Source organism: Mesobacillus sp. ABV4_180 (assembly GCF_056158485.1).
Genome location: NZ_JBSWTJ010000001.1, coordinates 1,876,587 through 1,892,803, shown reverse-complemented (window position 1 = coordinate 1,892,803; position 16,217 = coordinate 1,876,587). Strand labels below are relative to the sequence as shown.

The 16,217-nt window shown below is 41.8% G+C and carries 17 protein-coding genes; 4 read left to right on the top strand and 13 right to left on the bottom strand.

The genetic code is table 11. The annotated features are described in order from the left end of the window. Positions 1-65: 65 nt before the first annotated feature. The 3 genes from ACXAEA_RS09565 to ACXAEA_RS09555 form a co-directional block, all read right to left on the bottom strand. Positions 66-2,243, bottom strand: coding sequence for a DNA topoisomerase III (locus ACXAEA_RS09565; RefSeq protein ID WP_475095659.1), 2,178 nt, complete (start codon positions 2,241-2,243; stop codon positions 66-68). A 225-nt stretch (positions 2,244-2,468) separates the two neighbouring features. Then, on the bottom strand, positions 2,469-2,756 hold the full coding sequence (locus ACXAEA_RS09560; RefSeq protein WP_475095658.1) for a hypothetical protein: 288 nt from the start codon (positions 2,754-2,756) through the stop codon (positions 2,469-2,471). Positions 2,757-2,816: 60 nt separating this feature from the next. Then, the gene (locus ACXAEA_RS09555) at positions 2,817-3,803 is read right to left on the bottom strand and encodes an HD-GYP domain-containing protein (protein WP_475095657.1); all 987 of its coding nucleotides are present in this window, start codon (positions 3,801-3,803) and stop codon (positions 2,817-2,819) included. 337 nt (positions 3,804-4,140) lie between these two features. On the opposite strand from ACXAEA_RS09555, the gene cspD reads away from it, so the two are divergent. Continuing rightward, positions 4,141-4,341, top strand: coding sequence for a cold-shock protein CspD (gene cspD, locus ACXAEA_RS09550; RefSeq protein WP_023627628.1), 201 nt, complete (start codon positions 4,141-4,143; stop codon positions 4,339-4,341). 56 nt (positions 4,342-4,397) lie between these two features. Here the strand turns inward: cspD and ACXAEA_RS09545 are convergent, their stop codons facing one another. Beyond that, positions 4,398-4,574, bottom strand: a complete 177-nt coding sequence (locus ACXAEA_RS09545) for a zinc-finger domain-containing protein (protein WP_475095656.1) — start codon at positions 4,572-4,574, stop codon at positions 4,398-4,400. A 22-nt stretch (positions 4,575-4,596) separates the two neighbouring features. Further along, entirely contained in the window at positions 4,597-5,253 is a 657-nt protein-coding gene (locus ACXAEA_RS09540; protein ID WP_475095655.1) for a ribonuclease H family protein, read from the bottom strand. A gap of 191 nt (positions 5,254-5,444) precedes the next feature. Here ACXAEA_RS09540 and ACXAEA_RS09535 point away from each other — a divergent pair, with 191 nt between their 5' ends. Further along, positions 5,445-5,852 carry a reverse transcriptase-like protein gene (locus ACXAEA_RS09535; RefSeq protein ID WP_475095654.1) on the top strand — a complete coding sequence of 136 codons (408 nt, stop codon included), beginning with the start codon at positions 5,445-5,447 and terminating at the stop codon, positions 5,850-5,852. Position 5,853: 1 nt separating this feature from the next. Then, positions 5,854-6,777, top strand: a complete 924-nt coding sequence (locus ACXAEA_RS09530; protein ID WP_475095653.1) for a DMT family transporter — start codon at positions 5,854-5,856, stop codon at positions 6,775-6,777. A gap of 27 nt (positions 6,778-6,804) precedes the next feature. On the opposite strand, the gene ACXAEA_RS09525 is transcribed toward ACXAEA_RS09530, so the two are convergent. Together ACXAEA_RS09525 and ACXAEA_RS09520 are read right to left on the bottom strand one after the other, a co-directional pair. Next, positions 6,805-7,095, bottom strand: a complete 291-nt coding sequence (locus tag ACXAEA_RS09525; protein ID WP_475095652.1) for a DUF6123 family protein — start codon at positions 7,093-7,095, stop codon at positions 6,805-6,807. Positions 7,096-7,140: 45 nt separating this feature from the next. Further along, the gene (locus ACXAEA_RS09520; protein WP_475098098.1) at positions 7,141-7,602 is read right to left on the bottom strand and encodes a divergent PAP2 family protein; all 462 of its coding nucleotides are present in this window, start codon (positions 7,600-7,602) and stop codon (positions 7,141-7,143) included. Between the two features lie 150 nt (positions 7,603-7,752). On the opposite strand from ACXAEA_RS09520, the gene sspL reads away from it, so the two are divergent. After that, positions 7,753-7,884, top strand: a complete 132-nt coding sequence (sspL, locus tag ACXAEA_RS09515) for a small, acid-soluble spore protein L (RefSeq protein ID WP_475095651.1) — start codon at positions 7,753-7,755, stop codon at positions 7,882-7,884. 74 nt (positions 7,885-7,958) lie between these two features. Here sspL and ACXAEA_RS09510 read toward each other — a convergent pair whose 3' ends face one another. The 6 genes from ACXAEA_RS09510 to ACXAEA_RS09485 form a co-directional block, all read right to left on the bottom strand. Further along, positions 7,959-8,825 carry a 5'-3' exonuclease gene (locus tag ACXAEA_RS09510; RefSeq protein WP_475098097.1) on the bottom strand — a complete coding sequence of 289 codons (867 nt, stop codon included), beginning with the start codon at positions 8,823-8,825 and terminating at the stop codon, positions 7,959-7,961. 411 nt (positions 8,826-9,236) lie between these two features. Next, positions 9,237-10,064, bottom strand: a complete 828-nt coding sequence (locus tag ACXAEA_RS09505; protein WP_475098096.1) for a sulfurtransferase — start codon at positions 10,062-10,064, stop codon at positions 9,237-9,239. A gap of 14 nt (positions 10,065-10,078) precedes the next feature. Next, positions 10,079-10,267, bottom strand: coding sequence for a hypothetical protein (locus ACXAEA_RS09500; protein ID WP_475095650.1), 189 nt, complete (start codon positions 10,265-10,267; stop codon positions 10,079-10,081). Between the two features lie 15 nt (positions 10,268-10,282). Continuing rightward, complete coding sequence (locus tag ACXAEA_RS09495) at positions 10,283-13,945, bottom strand: dynamin family protein (protein WP_475095649.1); 3,663 nt, start codon at positions 13,943-13,945, stop codon at positions 10,283-10,285. Between the two features lie 325 nt (positions 13,946-14,270). After that, positions 14,271-14,840: an isoprenylcysteine carboxyl methyltransferase family protein gene (locus ACXAEA_RS09490; RefSeq protein WP_475095648.1), complete on the bottom strand. Its 570-nt coding sequence runs from the start codon at positions 14,838-14,840 to the stop codon at positions 14,271-14,273. A 1-nt stretch (position 14,841) separates the two neighbouring features. After that, positions 14,842-15,927 carry a type III polyketide synthase gene (locus ACXAEA_RS09485; RefSeq protein WP_475095647.1) on the bottom strand — a complete coding sequence of 362 codons (1,086 nt, stop codon included), beginning with the start codon at positions 15,925-15,927 and terminating at the stop codon, positions 14,842-14,844. Between the last annotated feature and the right edge of the window lie 290 nt (positions 15,928-16,217).

Sequence of the window (16,217 nt, the reverse complement as noted above, 5' to 3'; positions counted from 1 at the left end):
GACCTCCAATGCTTAAACAATAGCCATATTAAAGTGTACTATAGAAGAACATGGGTGACAAGGCGTTATCCACCTTGCCTGACAGGCTGGACATCTATATCGAATTTCAGCTTATTTTCCTGCCCGTCCCAAAAAAGCTTGGCGGCAAAGGTTTTATCCTTGCTTTGAAAGCCTTCGATCACATCTGTAGTTCCTTCTGACAGCAGCTTTTTGATATTTTTTTGTGTTACTGTTTTCCCGAGAATTTGTTTGGAAAGGGTGAAGTTGCACTTTGTTTTTTGATAGTTTGTACAGCCATAGAACGTTCCTTTATCCACGACCATCCCATCACACTTCTTACATTTGCCGAGATTTGTGCTTCGACGGGAGCGGCCGCCTTGTTTCCCTGGAATAAATGCATTCGACAACTCATCTGAAAATGTCCAGCCAGCAGCATCATCTGAAGTTTCTCCCACAAGGTGCTGGATCATTTTCGATGTCTGTTCAATGAACTGTTTTGGAGATGCTTCCCCTTCACCTATCTGATGCAGTCTCTGTTCCCATTTTGCCGTCATTTCAGGGGATGCTAGAATTTGACCTCCGACAGCTGCCACAAGAATTTTTGCTTTTGCTGTCGCAAAAACGAGGTTTTTGCGCACTTCAATGTAAGCTCGATCTTTAAGCATCGTGATAATTCCAGCTCTTGTCGCCTCAGTCCCGAGTCCTTCAGCTTTCATTAAAACTTTTTCAAGTTCCTTGTCTTCGATATGTTTACCAGCTGTTTTCATCAATGTAATTAATTGGCCTTCTGTCAGCCTTTTCGGAGGCTGTGTCTTGCTTTCTTTTACCTCTGTTTTCAATACGGTCCCAGTTTCTCCTTGCTGTACTGCAGGCAGCTCAGGTTCTTTATCGGAATCCTTTTGAGGAAGCACCTTTTTCCAGCCCTCCTCAAGCTGGACTTTCCCTTTGGAAATAAATTCAGCTCTGCCTTCCACAACAGTCTTAATCGTTGTATATTCTGCCACATAAGGACCATAATGAGCGGCAATCAGCGTTCTTGCCAGCAGGTCATACAACTTTTGCTCATCACCCGAAAGCCTGCTTAAGTTTGGAACTTGTTCGGTCGGGATGATTGCATAGTGGTCGGTTACCTTCTTCTCATTCACATAGCGCTTATTGTTGTTAATCGATGACACTGGCAATGGAAAAAGCGGCTGATAATCCGGTATAGCCTGCAATTTATTTAAAATTGCCGGAAAACCTTCCGCTTCCCCTGGAGTCACATACCTCGAATCTGAACGCGGATATGATACAATACCCTTTTGGTAAAGCCCCTGCAGGATATCCAATGTTTTTTTGGGAGACAATTTAAAGCGGCGATTTGCTTCCGCCTGAATGGCCGACAAGTTATACAAAAGCGGCGGAAGAAATTCTTTTTTCTCAGAGGTAACCTCTGCCGCTTCCGCAGCTTTTCCATCACAAAAAGCACTAATTTTCTCAGCCATTTCCTTCGTAGAAATTCGTGATTCCCCATCTTTTTCCCATTTGCCGCTGTACTTCTTGCCATTGATGTTAAATTTTGCGATCACTTCCCAAAATGGCTCTGATACAAAGTTTTCAATTTCCAGCTCCCGTTTCACGATCAATGCGAGAGTCGGGGTCTGTACCCTTCCGACTGAGAACACATCTGAATAACCCTTTTTCTGGAGCAATAGAGTGTACAACCTTGACGCATTCATGCCGACAACCCAGTCCGCACACGCCCGGGTATATGCCTCAAAATACAGATTCTTTGTATCTGATTCGTTTAATAGCTTTTGAAAGCCTTCCTTAATCGCCTTTGGTGTCAAGGAAGAAATCCACAGCCTTTTCATTGGCTTTGTGCAGTTTGCAAGACGGAGGATATTACGGATGATCAGTTCTCCTTCTCGCCCGGCATCGCCCGCATGGATGATTTCTGAAACCTTCGGATCAGAGGCGAGCTTTTTTATCACATTGAATTGCTTTGCTTTCGATTTGACCACTTCATACTTGAATTGCTCTGGAATGATGGGCAATGTCGTGAGAGACCATTTCTTCCAGGCAGGGTTGTACTGTTCCGGTGCTGACAATTCAGTTAAATGCCCAATAGCCCAGGAGACATATGCACCCTCAGGAAAGATATCATTAGGAAGGATTTCAATGAACCCTTCCCTTTTTTTCATTTTGAAGACGGAGGCCAGCGTTCTGCCCTGGTCAGGCTTTTCCGCAACAATAAGTTTCATATTTTCCTCCTGTGCAGCTTTTATATGAACGTTCTTTTAAATCCAAATTCTATTTTATCTTTTTTTCGACAAATGCGTAAAGGACTTTTATCGCACTTGGAAAAAGCCTGGTGAAAAAATATCTGAATTGAAAACTTTTTTAAGCTTTGATCAGTTACGGAACGAGTACCAAAGCCTGAAAAAATCAAACAGGCAGCTGATTGCTCAGCTGCCCCGATACAACTATTAATTCTCAAATGGTTCGATTGTGTTTTGGTCATTGATGTACCATCGATCCCTGGAAACAACTGCTGATACAGTTAAAATCAATGAAGGAACCTTTTCAATCCTTACCACTATCGCTCCAACCAACTGCTGAAAAATAACGAATGATTCCCCGTGGCTGAAAGCAGGCCATTGTGGGCCCATGATGGCGATAGATCGAATGATTTCCTCTTTCTCTGCTTGTTCAAGGGAAAGATGCGGAGAAAAAATAATAATCCAATTCTCATCACCTATCGAAAAGCGGTACATGCCCTCACCCTTTTAATTCATCATAATTGACTAATAAAAGATATGAATGGCAACCGAGGATTATACCCCGACGATGGAATCATTTAATACTCTGGAAATCCTTAATCCCCGATTCAGTCTCAGATCGATCAATGTATCTTCTGATTTAACCAGTGCCCTTAATGGCTCATATGGATCGACCATCAAGATCGTTCCTTCTTCTCCGCTGCTCAGAAGTACTTGCCTCCCAACAAGGCTGTGCATTACCCGGTACAGGAAAACGAGCATGATATTTGGATCGAATTTTCCGAATACATCATTTTGCATCTGGGAGATGACAATATGGAAAGGCTCTGCCTGATGGTAGACCCTTGATGATGACATAGCATGATAGACATCCGCAATGGCGACGATTTTGGCCAGCTTGTCTATTTTTTCACTTTGCAAGCTGAATGGGTAACCGCCTCCATCTTCACGTTCATGATGCTGGAGCGCGATCATCGCGACTCTTTCCTTCAGTTCAGGGATATCCTTCAGCATCCTGTACCCATATACTGTATGCCGCTTCATTTCTATATACTCTTCGTGAGTCAGTCTTCCAGGCTTATTCAATATATCTGCAGATATTCGCGCTTTCCCGATATCATGAAGAGTTGCTCCGAGAGACAGATCATACAGTTCTTCCGATGTTAAACCCAGCCATTTCCCAATCAATGTTGAAATGATCCCGACACAAACCGTATGCCTGTACGTATACTCGTCCTTCGCCTTCAACTCATAAAATAAGTGATAGATATGAGGGATTTCCGCTGCCTGCCTGATTGCAGGCAAAATGTCATGTTTGATTTCTTCTACAGGCACAACACCCGTCTTCGCGACAATATCGAAAATCTCTTCCATTTGCCTCGATGCTGCATCAATCTTCATCGAAATATTTTCAAGCTTTTTATTAACTGAAATCTTGGGTGTGTAGTCCTGAATGGCATTCCCATTCCTGATTGAATCTAATAATGTTTCAATATCATAATCAGATAAGGACGTAAACGCTGATGGAGTGGCCTTCTTCATTAGTACCCTCCTCTAAGCTTTTATCAGAGGCTCTGATTGCTGCAAATTGCAATGAATCCGTTTCATCCAAAGCCCTTGTATTAAGAAAATAATAACAAATTTTTCCGTAAATAGGAACCAAGCATATCGGGAATTCGCTTTATTTTAAATTTTTTGATTATTTACATTTAATGCGCTTTCATTTCTTGACTGCCCTTTGCCCAATATTGTATATTTAATACATCATTTAATAGATAAAATTTGCCTTTGTTCAGTAAAGCAAGTGTATTTATTAGATGATAATATTCAACTTTGACACAGCTAATGTGTCTCGAAAGACATGGGAGGAAAGTTTAACATGCAAAACGGTAAAGTAAAATGGTTCAACAATGAAAAAGGTTTCGGTTTCATCGAAGTAGAAGGTGGAGACGATGTATTCGTTCACTTCTCAGCAATCCAGGGAGATGGCTATAAGTCATTAGAAGAAGGCCAGGAAGTTTCTTTCGAAATCGTCGAAGGAAACCGTGGACCACAGGCTGCCAACGTTGTAAAATTATAATCTAAAAAAAGTTGAAGGCTGGCATTTGCCAGCCTTTTTTAATTTTTGTGGAATCTTTATTCCAGCTTCTTTCCACATGATTTTATTTGATTACCGACCGTACATTCAGTAATACAGAACCGATGTGCATATCTCTTACCCTTTTCTTGCTGGTGATGCTTCTTAAGGAAGCATCCTTTGCAATACGTACTGAGGAGGGCTTCAACCTCAGCAAGGATTTCCTTACGAGTCAAACCTTTCCCGCCTTTCGCCCGGCTATAATATTTGCATTTTACTGTTGATCATTTTTCCCTGCAGAGCCTGTGTTGCAAGTTTATCCGCTTCTTTATTTTCTTTCCTTCCGACAGGATTGTATTTTGGATACAACCCTAGTTCCTTGATCTTGTTTTCGATCCGGTCGAGCCAGCGGTTAAGCGTTTCCTCGTAGCAGGGCCATTCTCCTTCAAGCTGCTTTAAAACAACCTGGGAATCTCCCTTGAACTCACACGACATATTTTTGACACCCATCTCCTCAAGAATGCTCATTGCAAAGTATAGAGCTGCGTACTCAGCTTCATTATTCGTGTCTAGCTCATCAAAGACTTCATTGGCACGCAATCTGTACTTCTTTTTCCCTTGCTTGAAGTAAATGATCGCTCCCAGCCCTGCTTTATGACTGGAATTGTCAAAACCTCCGTCGAAATAAACAGTCAGGTCATGCGGCTCTTCCTCTACTTCCTCCAGGAGCTTCCGCATCTCTTTCATGCTCCATGAGGTCCCAATTTCATCAATGAAAGAGATTTCCCCTGCCCTGCCCGATTTTTCCAAGTCCTCACCAGCCTGCAGTGCGTGTTCCCCGTCCAGAAAATCAGAACTGAAGAGGATTGGATCCAATCCCTTCGCCTTGAATTCCCATTCCAACTTATATTTCACGATTTCTTCACCTGCTTTCTCTTCTGTTCATTACCCCCAGCATTTGGGCTATTTTTAGTTATCTTACCCATTTTCTATGCTCGTTACAATGAAAACGATGTATGTACTATTATCTTCGAATGAATTTTTTTATAAAATTTTTCATTGATTATGATACACTAACTATTATCTTTAACCTGGAGGGATTTTTGTTGATTGAAGTGTATATTGACGGCGCAAGTGCGGGCAATCCCGGGCCCAGCGGAGCTGGCATTTTCATCAGAGGAGAAGGGGAAGTTTTCAGGTATTCCATTCCTCTTGGGGTCATGTCTAACCACGAAGCTGAATATTATGCCTTTATAAATGCATTGGAAATCTGTCTTGAAAAAGGCTTTAAAACAGTATCGTTCAGGACGGATTCCCAGCTTGTAAACGCTGCTGTTGAAAAGGAGTTTGTTAAAAACAAGCTTTACGCTCCACTTCTGGAAAAAGCGTTGGCTCTTGCAGGAAATTTCGACCTGTTTTTCATGAAATGGGTGCCTTCGAGCGAAAATAAAACTGCTGACGAGTTAGCCAGAAAAGCTGTCAGAGAAAACAACATGAAAGGAACCGAAAGCTAAAATGAAAGCATCAACCTTTGCAGATTTAAGCTTATTGCTCGTAGCCCTCATATGGGGTGCGACATTTGTTCTCGTTCAAAATGCGATATCATTTCTTGAACCATTCTCTTTCAATGCAGTCCGGTTCGCTATGGCAGCTGTCCTCTTGGGTTTATGGCTTATTGTGCTTGAGAAAGACCAGTTGAAAAAACTGGACAAAAAACTGATAATATCTGGCATGATGCTGGGATTCTGGCTGTTCATCGGCTATGCTTTCCAAACGCTTGGTCTGGTGTATACCACTTCATCCAAGGCAGGATTCATAACTGGACTAAGTGTTGTCCTTGTTCCGCTCTTGATGATCGGCATCTTAAAACAAAGGCCTAACTTGAATTCAATAGCGGGGGTCATAGCTGCGACGGCAGGGCTGTATCTTTTGACGATGTCAGATGTTTCAAATCTCAATATCGGTGACGCATTTGTTCTTATTTGCGCGGGAGGATTTGCTCTGCACATTATTTTTACAGGGAAATTCAGCAGCAGCTATCCAACACTCCTTTTGACGACAGTGCAAATATCAACAGTTGCCATTTTATCTGCTGTATCTTCGGTTATTTTTGAAGACTGGCAACGGGTATTCAAACCAGAGGTTGTTTTCTCAGGAAATGTGATCATTGCCTTATTGGTTACCTCGATCCTTGCGACTGCACTCGCTTTTTTCATCCAGACAAATTTCCAGAAACACACGACGCCTACCCGAGTTGCCTTGATTTTTGCGATGGAACCCGTATTTGCAGCGGTTACAGCCTACTTTTGGGCTGATGAAAGGTTAACCATTAGCGGATTAGGTGGCTGTGCGCTGATTTTTGCTGGAATGGTATTTGCAGAAATGCCATCTGGCAAATTAATCTTTTTTAGAAAAAAAGAGGCTGACTTCAAAGCTTAAACTGCTTTGAAGTCAGCCTCTTTTCATTTATACGGCCAAAAGGTCGATTTTTTTCACAAACTGTAATGCTGCTTTGCGGGAATGAATTTTATTAGAAGCAAACGTTTCCAGCAATGATATATAGAAGCTTCCATCAAAATTCTTTTGGGCCTTAAGGGTAATTTCGATCGCGGCATTCGTCACTTCATCTGTTGAATTCGTATATTGCTGCCCAAAATAAATGAAGCCTACCGCATCATCACGCAATTGGAACCCTTTGCTCCTCAAATGGAGCAAGTAATCTTCTACTGTCCGCACTGACTGAATCAATCCTCTCATCAAGCCATCTTCTAGTAAAATTTTACCGCAATATCCGAACACTTTCTACCGTTTTTTTGTTAAATAGTAGCCGGCAAATCCCATGACCATTCCCAGCAGAGCTCCACCGAGGACCTCTTTTGGCTGATGGCCGAGCATTTCCTTAAGGGGATCAGGGGATTTTTCCTCAAACTCTACAGGGTCATCTTCATGAATTTTATCAATCAACTCATCAAGGTCATTCACCTTAAGAGTAAGTTCCCCAGTTTGTCTCCTAATTCCCTGGGCATCATACATGACAATCATCCCGTAAACGAGTGAAAGTGCGAATTCTACCGATTGCACGCCTTTTTCCAGGGCAATGTAGGTAGTTAGTGAAGACACACCAGCAGAGTGAGAGCTTGGCATTCCTCCTGTGGCTATGAACAAATTCGGTTTCCACTCTTTAGTCTTTGCATAATGAATCGGTATTTTTAAGGCCTGAGCAAGGCCGATACTGGAAAGAGCAATCGATACACCTTTATTCATCATCCGTCACCTCCATGTTATTTTGAAGAAAAATGATTTCTTTTATTCTTGCCCGTCCATAATAAGCATTAAGCTTTTTTAAAGCGGACAACCTATAAAGGTTAATTCACAATTTCCATGGACTTTAAACAATTTTTTGGAGGAATCGATATGAGCAAAAAGGGTAACAGAGGAAAAAAGGCGCCTGGAGTCAATCCACAGGGCTATGGACAGGATGCAGAATTCGCTGAAGAGCCTAAGTCAAAGCTTGAGAATGCAGCGAAGAAAAAGAATACCAAATAATTAGAAAGCGCAATAGCCTTGGCCAGATTCTACAAGCTAAAAAAACGGCTGGTATGGTACCCAGCCGTTTCCCTTTAAGCGTACATTGTTTCATTTTCAAATAAACGGTGTAGCCCTCTCAGTTCAACTTCATTAAACTTGGCAAGCAGCTTCTCCCTGTCGATTCTGAACAATGCCTCATCCATTCTGCATTCTACAGGGACGTCACATTTAATCTCAGCCAGCTGTCTGCTCAAATGCAGCATCTCCAGGTCAGCCTCGATTTTGGCACGCTGTGACTTAGTCAATTGATTCAGGTTGGCTATGACACCTTCGACGTTTCCATGCTCCTGAAGCAATTTTATCGCGGTCTTTTCCCCGATGCCGCGGACACCAGGATAGTTATCGCTTGGATCACCCATGAAAGCTTTCAGATCGATCATTTGTTCAGGCCAGATCCCTTTTTCTGCATAAAGTGTTTCACGATTGTGGACAAGATAGTTTCCATACCCTTTTTGCAGAAGAATAACAGAAACTCGGTCATCGATCAGCTGAAGGATATCCTTGTCGCCTGTCAATATCGAAACAGATTCAACTTCCCTCGCTGTTCGCGCTATTGTGCCGATGCAATCGTCCGCTTCGTATCCCGGCAGACCGATGTTTGGTACGTCAAATGCTTCAACCACTTCTTTAACAAGGTCAAATTGTGGAAGCAGTTCAATCGGAGCCTCGGGCCTGTTTGCTTTGTAATTATCGAACATTTCCGTACGGAAGGTTTTGCTCCCCATATCCCAGCATACAGCTGTATGTGTTGGCTTGAAATTTGAAACTGCAGTTGCAAAGTGCTTTACGAAACCGTGGATCGCGTTTGTCGGGACCCCTTTTGAATTTATCATGAATTGACCGGAAACAGCTGTCGCATAAAATGCCCTGAAGAGCAAGGCCATCCCGTCAACAAGCATAAGTGAAGTTTTATTATTATTTTCCAAGTCGAAACCTCCATTTGAGATTTTACTAACGTAAGGCTTTATTTTAAAAGTCTAGTCACCTGATTTAAAAGAATCAACTTCGATATTATAACACACCTTCATCACAGCCCTGCTAAATTCGGAAAAAACAAATATATTATAAGCAGCTCAAAATTTCATTTTAAAGATATAGGCTGTGTTAAATTAGACTGTTGATTTCCGTTCCAGACGCTTCGCTTTCCGCGGGGCTGACGCTGAGCCTCCTCGTCGCAAGCTCCTGCGGGGTCTCATCTGTCCAGCTGATCCCGCAGGAGTCTGCGCGCCTTCCACTCCAATCAACAGGACTTAAAACAACATTTAGTTTTAACACAGCCAAGATATAAAATCGAAATATCGCATATTCGTTTATTCTTCTCTTGCTACTGGATTTCCCAGGTGGGAAATCCAATCGCTGTAGCTCCCTGCATAGAGCCTTACATTGTTAAACCCCGCTTGTTTCAACGCAATAAAATTAGGTATGGCTGTCACTCCTGATCCGCAATAAACAATAACAGGCTGGTTTTTATCCAGATCGGCAAATCTCTTTTCCTGTTCAGAAGCTGACTTAAAATAGCCGTTTTCCAAGCCTTCCATCCACGGTTTATTGATAGCTGTCGGTATGTGGCCGGCAATCCTGTCGATTGGCTCCTCGAGCCCCAGATAACGCCTGCTTTCCCGTGAATCAATCAAGATCGCGTCATCTTTTTGATTGAAGGCTATGTCTTTCACTTCTTCATAGGAAGCAAGCATTTCTTTCTTTTCCGAAATGTTATACTCGGTTTTATCATATTTTGGCACTTCATCATCAACTGGAAAGCCAGATTTTGTCCAGGCTTCATAGCCGCCATTGAGGATATAGACTTCGTCATGACCCAGATATTTCAACAGCCACCAAAATCTTGATGCAAAAGCTCCTTCCTTCGCATCGTATACAACGAGAGTCGTATCATTTCCTATTCCGGACTCTTCAAGCCTGGCTTTTAAATGGCTAAGTATTGGTAGGGGATGCCTGCCTCCATGCTTCCCGACCGTTCCGGACAAATCTTTTTCAAGATCGAAATAAACAGCCCCAGAGATATGGCCCTTTTCATACTGGCTCCTGCCCTCATCAGGATTTCCCAGCTTGAAGCGGCAATCAATAACTCTTATATTTTCATCTCGCAGTTTTCCTTTAAGCCATTCAGCTCCAACCACATAATGCAAGGAAATCACTCCTGCCTGCTCTTATTTTTTGCCATAAGTTGTTTCACGTGTTCTTTAGGATCCCAGCAAGCAAATTGATAATGGCTCTTCGTCTCATAACCAAGCCTGCTGCAATAATATTTCATCGTGCCGTCCTTCTTTTCAGCCATAAAATTAATGCAAGTGGCGCATGCATGGTATCGGTTATTGCTCATCTTCGGCTTCAACCTTTATTGAAAGTTTTTAATTTTAAGTAGCGCTGTTTTGACGGCATCAATGGAAAAATTGTCTTCGAGAGCAGAAGTGATCCCCTCAAAGTACTCATTGACCTGTTCATTATAGTCAGTAATCATTTTTTCAAACTCTCTGTTCAATTCAGGCAGATAATGTTCTTTCATCTGTGAATTTTCTTCTTCAAGATAATCTCCAGCCGGTCCGAACAGAAGCTTTTCGAGTTGTTCACTCATCAATTTCTTTTCATTCTTTTCAAAGAATGACTTTGGATTTTTAAATATCCCCAGCGTTTTTTTGAACTGAGATCGGTCCATGTTTTTAAATGCTGTTTCAAAATCAATCCCCTTAATTTTTCCAATTTCAGATGATGATATTGAAACTGCTGAATTTATTTTTAGAAGTTCAGTGATCAGGGCTTGCTGGAAATCTTTCATAACCCGGCTGATAAACGCTTCAACCCTTAAGGAGGTCGCTCTCATTTCCTGCGCAAGGTCGTAGCCGATGCTTCCGATCAGCTCATCAAGCGCTGATTCTAAAGCCTTTTTCAAGTTGCGTCCATCATCTTTTAAAAGAGTCGGGTTGAATGCTTCCCTAAAAAATTCTCCAAAACGGATAAAGACACGCTGTCGAATGTAATAGACCAGCTCATCAGCTTCCTGATACAGCCTCTCCCCAAGAAGTGCCGATGTCTTTTTCGATAGAACCAGCAGCATTTCTTCCTGTTCAGCCTTAAGCTTCCTGCGTTTTTCTGTCCTCGCTGCTTCATCTTCCTCGGCTGATGCAATCATTTCTTCAATAACCGTAACACCCTGATTCCATTTTGCCTCGGCAGCCTCGACAGCCATATTCATAAGATCATTAGCGATAAATGAATAAAATGCCTGTTCAAAATGATTGAAGAGCGGATCCCCGCCAAGGTCTCCATCAAGCTTCGCATTTAGTCCTTGTAAGCTGGACACTGGGAAGAGATGCGGCTTCCTGATACCGTATTGAACAAGCTGGTCCTCTACATATTCCAGGACTGCATTCCGCTCCTCCTCGGAATTCGCCAAATCCACTGCATTGACAATGAAAAACATTTTATCAAGTTCAAACGTATCCTTTACCCTTCCAAGCTGGATCAGGAATTCCCGGTCCGCTTTTGAGAAGGCATGATTATAATAGGTCACAAACAATATTGCATCGGAATTCTTGATATAGTCGAATGCAACACCGGTATGCCGGGCATTGATCGAATCTGCCCCAGGTGTATCAACCAGGGTGATTCCTTCCCTGGTAAGATCGCAGTCATAATAAACCTCAATCCATTCAACAAAACAAGATTTCTCCTCTTCAGCCACATATCCACGGAAAGACTCGAGATCTACAAATAGCTTTTCGCCGAATTGTTGTTTGAAATTATCGAAGCCCTTGGCAAATGCCTGCAGGAAGGAATAATGGGTCTTCTCGACGGCACTGTATCCGCTGTCCTCCCATTTCAAGCTATGGATTTGATCGATCGCTCGCTCAAAATCAGTGGTCACCTGTCCAAACAAACTCAAAGATCGCTCCAGTTCTTTTAAAAGCTCATCGGCATCCTTGACCTTTACGATTACAGACCCGTGCGGATGTTCATCTGATACTGGTTTAATTTTATTAATGGCAGCAGTCGTCGGATTTGGTGATACTGGTAAAATCCTTTCACCTACGAGCGCGTTGGCAAATGAGGATTTGCCAGCACTGAATGCTCCAAATAATGCAACTGTGAATTCCCTACCTTTTAATCTTGCTGCCTTCTCTTTCAATTCACGCGCAATTTTTTTCAAGCCAGGAATACCGGAAATTTGGTCTGACGTAAAATTCAATTTTTGAAGAAGCTGCTCCTGTTTCTCATGATATTGAGAGAGACTATTATTCTGCTGCTCGATTGAAGTTCTCTCACTTTCGACTTTCTCGTTCTTGGTTAACTCCTTCTTTGAAGCAATCTTCTCAGATGACCTGGTAATAATTTCAGGTTCTTCATCCACAGCATTTAAGAGGGCATAGTCTTCATCTCTATAGTTTTCAATAGAATCACCATAAAGAATCTCAGACACTGTCCTCCTTTGATCTGCAAGGCTTTCCCGGATCGAAGTTAAGCCTTCCCAGGCAGCCAGATGCTTGCCTAACTCATTTTCCTCATTTATAAGGTCATTAAATTCCTCATCGACATTTACTTTTACATAGTCGAGGAATAATTCCTTGATTGGATCAAGCTTTCTTCTTGCCAGGTTTTTCAATGCTTCCGCTACATCGTTTGTATAATTCAGGACATAATCACCAGAAAGCCTTGCTCCCGGTTTGACAGCGTTTGAAAGCAACTCTGGCCCAAACTCAATAACGAAACCATTGACTGCTCCCTGTAATTCTGCCTGAGCAAGATTATGTTTCTTGAACAGTTTCGCTAGAAAATCTTTGATATGCCAGACAAGCTGGGATTGGGTTTTCTCCTCAATGTCCCGGTAGAAGCTCTCCAATCTTGAAGCTCTTTCCTGTTCCGTTTTCTGTTTTGAGAAAAGTAATCCAACTTTAAAATCCGGCTGTCGCGTTTTCAAATATGCTTCGGCCAGTTCCCGAGTCTGGAATGGCATTAAATAAGCACTTTTAAGGATGGCATTCAGGCCATTTAAAAATTCCTGCTCAGGATTCCGTTCGTCCTGAAGTTTTGCAATCTTTTCTCTTAGTTGTTTGAGTTTTTCCGAGAGCTGCTCACGTTCAGTTTCCGGAATACCTTCAAGGGCGTTTTCATATTGACTCATCTGTTCAGTGACATTCTGCTGAAGTTGAACCAAATGGTCTTCTGACAATTTTTCCATCGACCTGAAAATCGAGACAGGCAGAATTTCATTTCTCTTGCTTTTACGATCGATGATATACGAGCGCAGCTGCTTAAACTGATTACGAGGTGAATCTTCCTCCCTTAAGGATGTGTAAAATATCCCTGAATGCTTGACACCCCAGTCTGCAAAGGAATCTTCAACACTTTTCTTGAATTGTTCAAAAGTCAACTCAGCATCCTGATGTTTATCAATCTGGTTGATGATTAAATAGAGTTCCTTTCCAGCATCCGCCAGTTCTTTAGTGAATAAAAAATTCAATTCAGACTGGACATGGTTATAGTCCATCATATAAAAGACGATGTCAGATAAATGCAGAGCTGATTCAGTCGCAATCCGATGTGCATCGTCGGTTGAATCAATTCCAGGTGTGTCCATGATGAGGGCTTCTTCCAGAAATTCTGCACCATTATGGCTAATTTCAATTGTCTGGATCTGATCCCCATCTTTACAATAGGACTTAACCGCTTCGTAATCATATGGTGCCGGATATAGGCGCGACCCTCCGTTTTTGAAGCTTACCTTGGCATATTCAGCACCCGATTTAATCCTGACTAAATTCGCACTCGTCGGGATCGGGCTTGATGGCAGAATATTGTCTCCGATCAGCCTGTTGATCATACTGGATTTCCCGGCAGAAAAATGTCCGCAAAAAGCAATCGAAAATTCTTCTTCGATCGATTTCCTTCCAAGTTCTCTCATCTTTTCAGCAGTATCTTCATCGTGATTTGTTTTCATTAAATTATATAGTGATAATATTTTCCCTAGAAGTTTACGATCTTGCTGTGCAACAGTCTGGCCCATTCCTCTAACCCCTTGTTACAAATTTGTGAATATCTCTATTTTATATGATTTTTCGCTCTTTTCCTATAATTACATTATTATAGATAATAAAAAGAAAAACCCGGACATGTCCGGGTTTAATCTAATTGAGAATATCATTTTAATGTGGTTTAAGTACATTGCTCAAAACATATTTCATAAGTATAGTATATGCCGCTACAGTTGATACCACTAACATGGAAACCATTGATATGACACCATCCTTGGAGAACAATATTAACTGAGAACAGTTTTCATCTTCAAAGAAAGTTTATCACTATTGATTATCATTTTCAATGGATTCTGGTCAATTGTCACACTTATTTAACAAATTCGGGACGAAGCGGCCCTGATTGTTGAACTCCATTTCATATTTTGTCAGTTCCCGCAAAGCTTTTTCCTCTGCCGGAATCCGGATTGATAAGATGATTATATTTAATAATGTAAAAGCAGCCATTGTTATAAAAGCATTAAACATCAGTGGAATGATGATCAATTCCATGGTCACAATCACATAATTTGGGTGTTTAATCATTTTGTAAGGACCTTTTTTGATGACGTTCCCACCTGGAAGAATAATGATTTTTGTATTCCAGAACTTCCCAAGGGAGGATAGCGCCCATATTCTCATTGCCTGCGTAAATATGAAAAGAGCGAGCAGGATTGGCCAATAATTTGATATGTCTTTATCAAAGTAAGTTACTTCGAGGATAAAAAAGACAAAGAAAGCAGTATGGATCGCCACCATTGCAGGATAGTGGCCCTGGCCGAATTCAATTGCTCCTTTGCTCTTCATCCAGGCTTCGTTCCTTTTCGCAATAACTAATTCCATTAGTCTTTGAAAAACAATTAAGCCAACAAAAATGAAGAAGCCCATCTTATTCCCACCTCATCAACAGCAATTCCGAACTAAACCCTGGCCCGAGAGCGGCTGCCAGGCCTAAATCCCCCTCTTGTGCAGTCTGCATGAACCTTCTTAATACATATAAAATTGTCGCAGAGGACATGTTACCATATTCCCTTAAAACATTTAACGATATATGCGTCATCGTTTCCGGAAATTTCAGCGCTGAAACATATGCCTCAATCACTTTTTTTCCGCCAGGATGGGCGATGAAATGATCCAGATCAGCTACTTCCAAGCCATTATTGCTCAAAAACCGCAGGACATTTGGCTGAAGCCAACTTTCAATGATCGATGGAATATCTTTTGAGAATACGACAAAAAGTCCTTCATTTTTTATATCCCACCCCATAACATCAAGTGAATCTGGCATGGTTGTTGACTGTGTCCCGATAATATTTGGTGCAGATTGTTTTTTCATCAGTTTTTCATAACCAGATTCATCACCGCAAACAAGTGCACAGGCAACACCGTCAGCAAATAGTGAGGTTCCAATCAAATTGCTTTTTGAACGGTCATTCCGCTGAAAGGTTAAACTGCAAAGTTCAATGGAAAGGACCAGCACTTTTGCTTCTGGATATGCAAGGCAGAATTCATACGCCCGGGAAAGGCCGGCAGCTCCACCTGCACATCCAAGGCCCCAAATCGGGATTCTTTTAGTATATTGGGAAGAAGGAAGGATATTCATGATTCTTGCATCGATGCTCGGTGTAGACAAACCGGTAGTGCTGATTGTAAAAATGGCATCAATCTCATCAAAATGGAGTTCATTTTTCAGGAATTCCTCATTTTTCAAGCAGTTAACAATCGCTTCTGCCCCTAGCTTTACGGCAGTTTCAATATAAGCATTATTCTTTTCCTCGAATGAATGGTCGGTTTCAAACCAGTCAAGGTCTTTTGCAAAATGGCGCTTCTCGATTTGCCCATTTTGGAAAACGGTGAGAAGTCTTTTTATGTCACTGAACGATTCCGAAAACAGCTTTTCTGCAAAATCCATTACCGTATCTTGCTGAATTGAAAAAGGCGGCACTGCTTCGGCAGTGGAAATAATTCTTGGCATGACTCTACTCTCCTCACATATATGTACGGTTACTTTTTCCATTTACCCGGAGAGTATGCAGTCAAACAAAGAATGTACCGAAATGAAAAAAAGACTTTCCCCAAACAGGAGAAAGCCTAACGTTTTGAAGGAGTTGCTGTGCAGTTTCATTATACAACGCTATATAGGTATGTACACTATAAAATCTTTACCAGTTGACATCCCAATTTGCAAATAAAGAGAGTTGCTTTTACCGTTTTTTTTCCGTGATCCCGTTTCGGGCAATGAAGAGCCATTGCTTTTACTGTTTT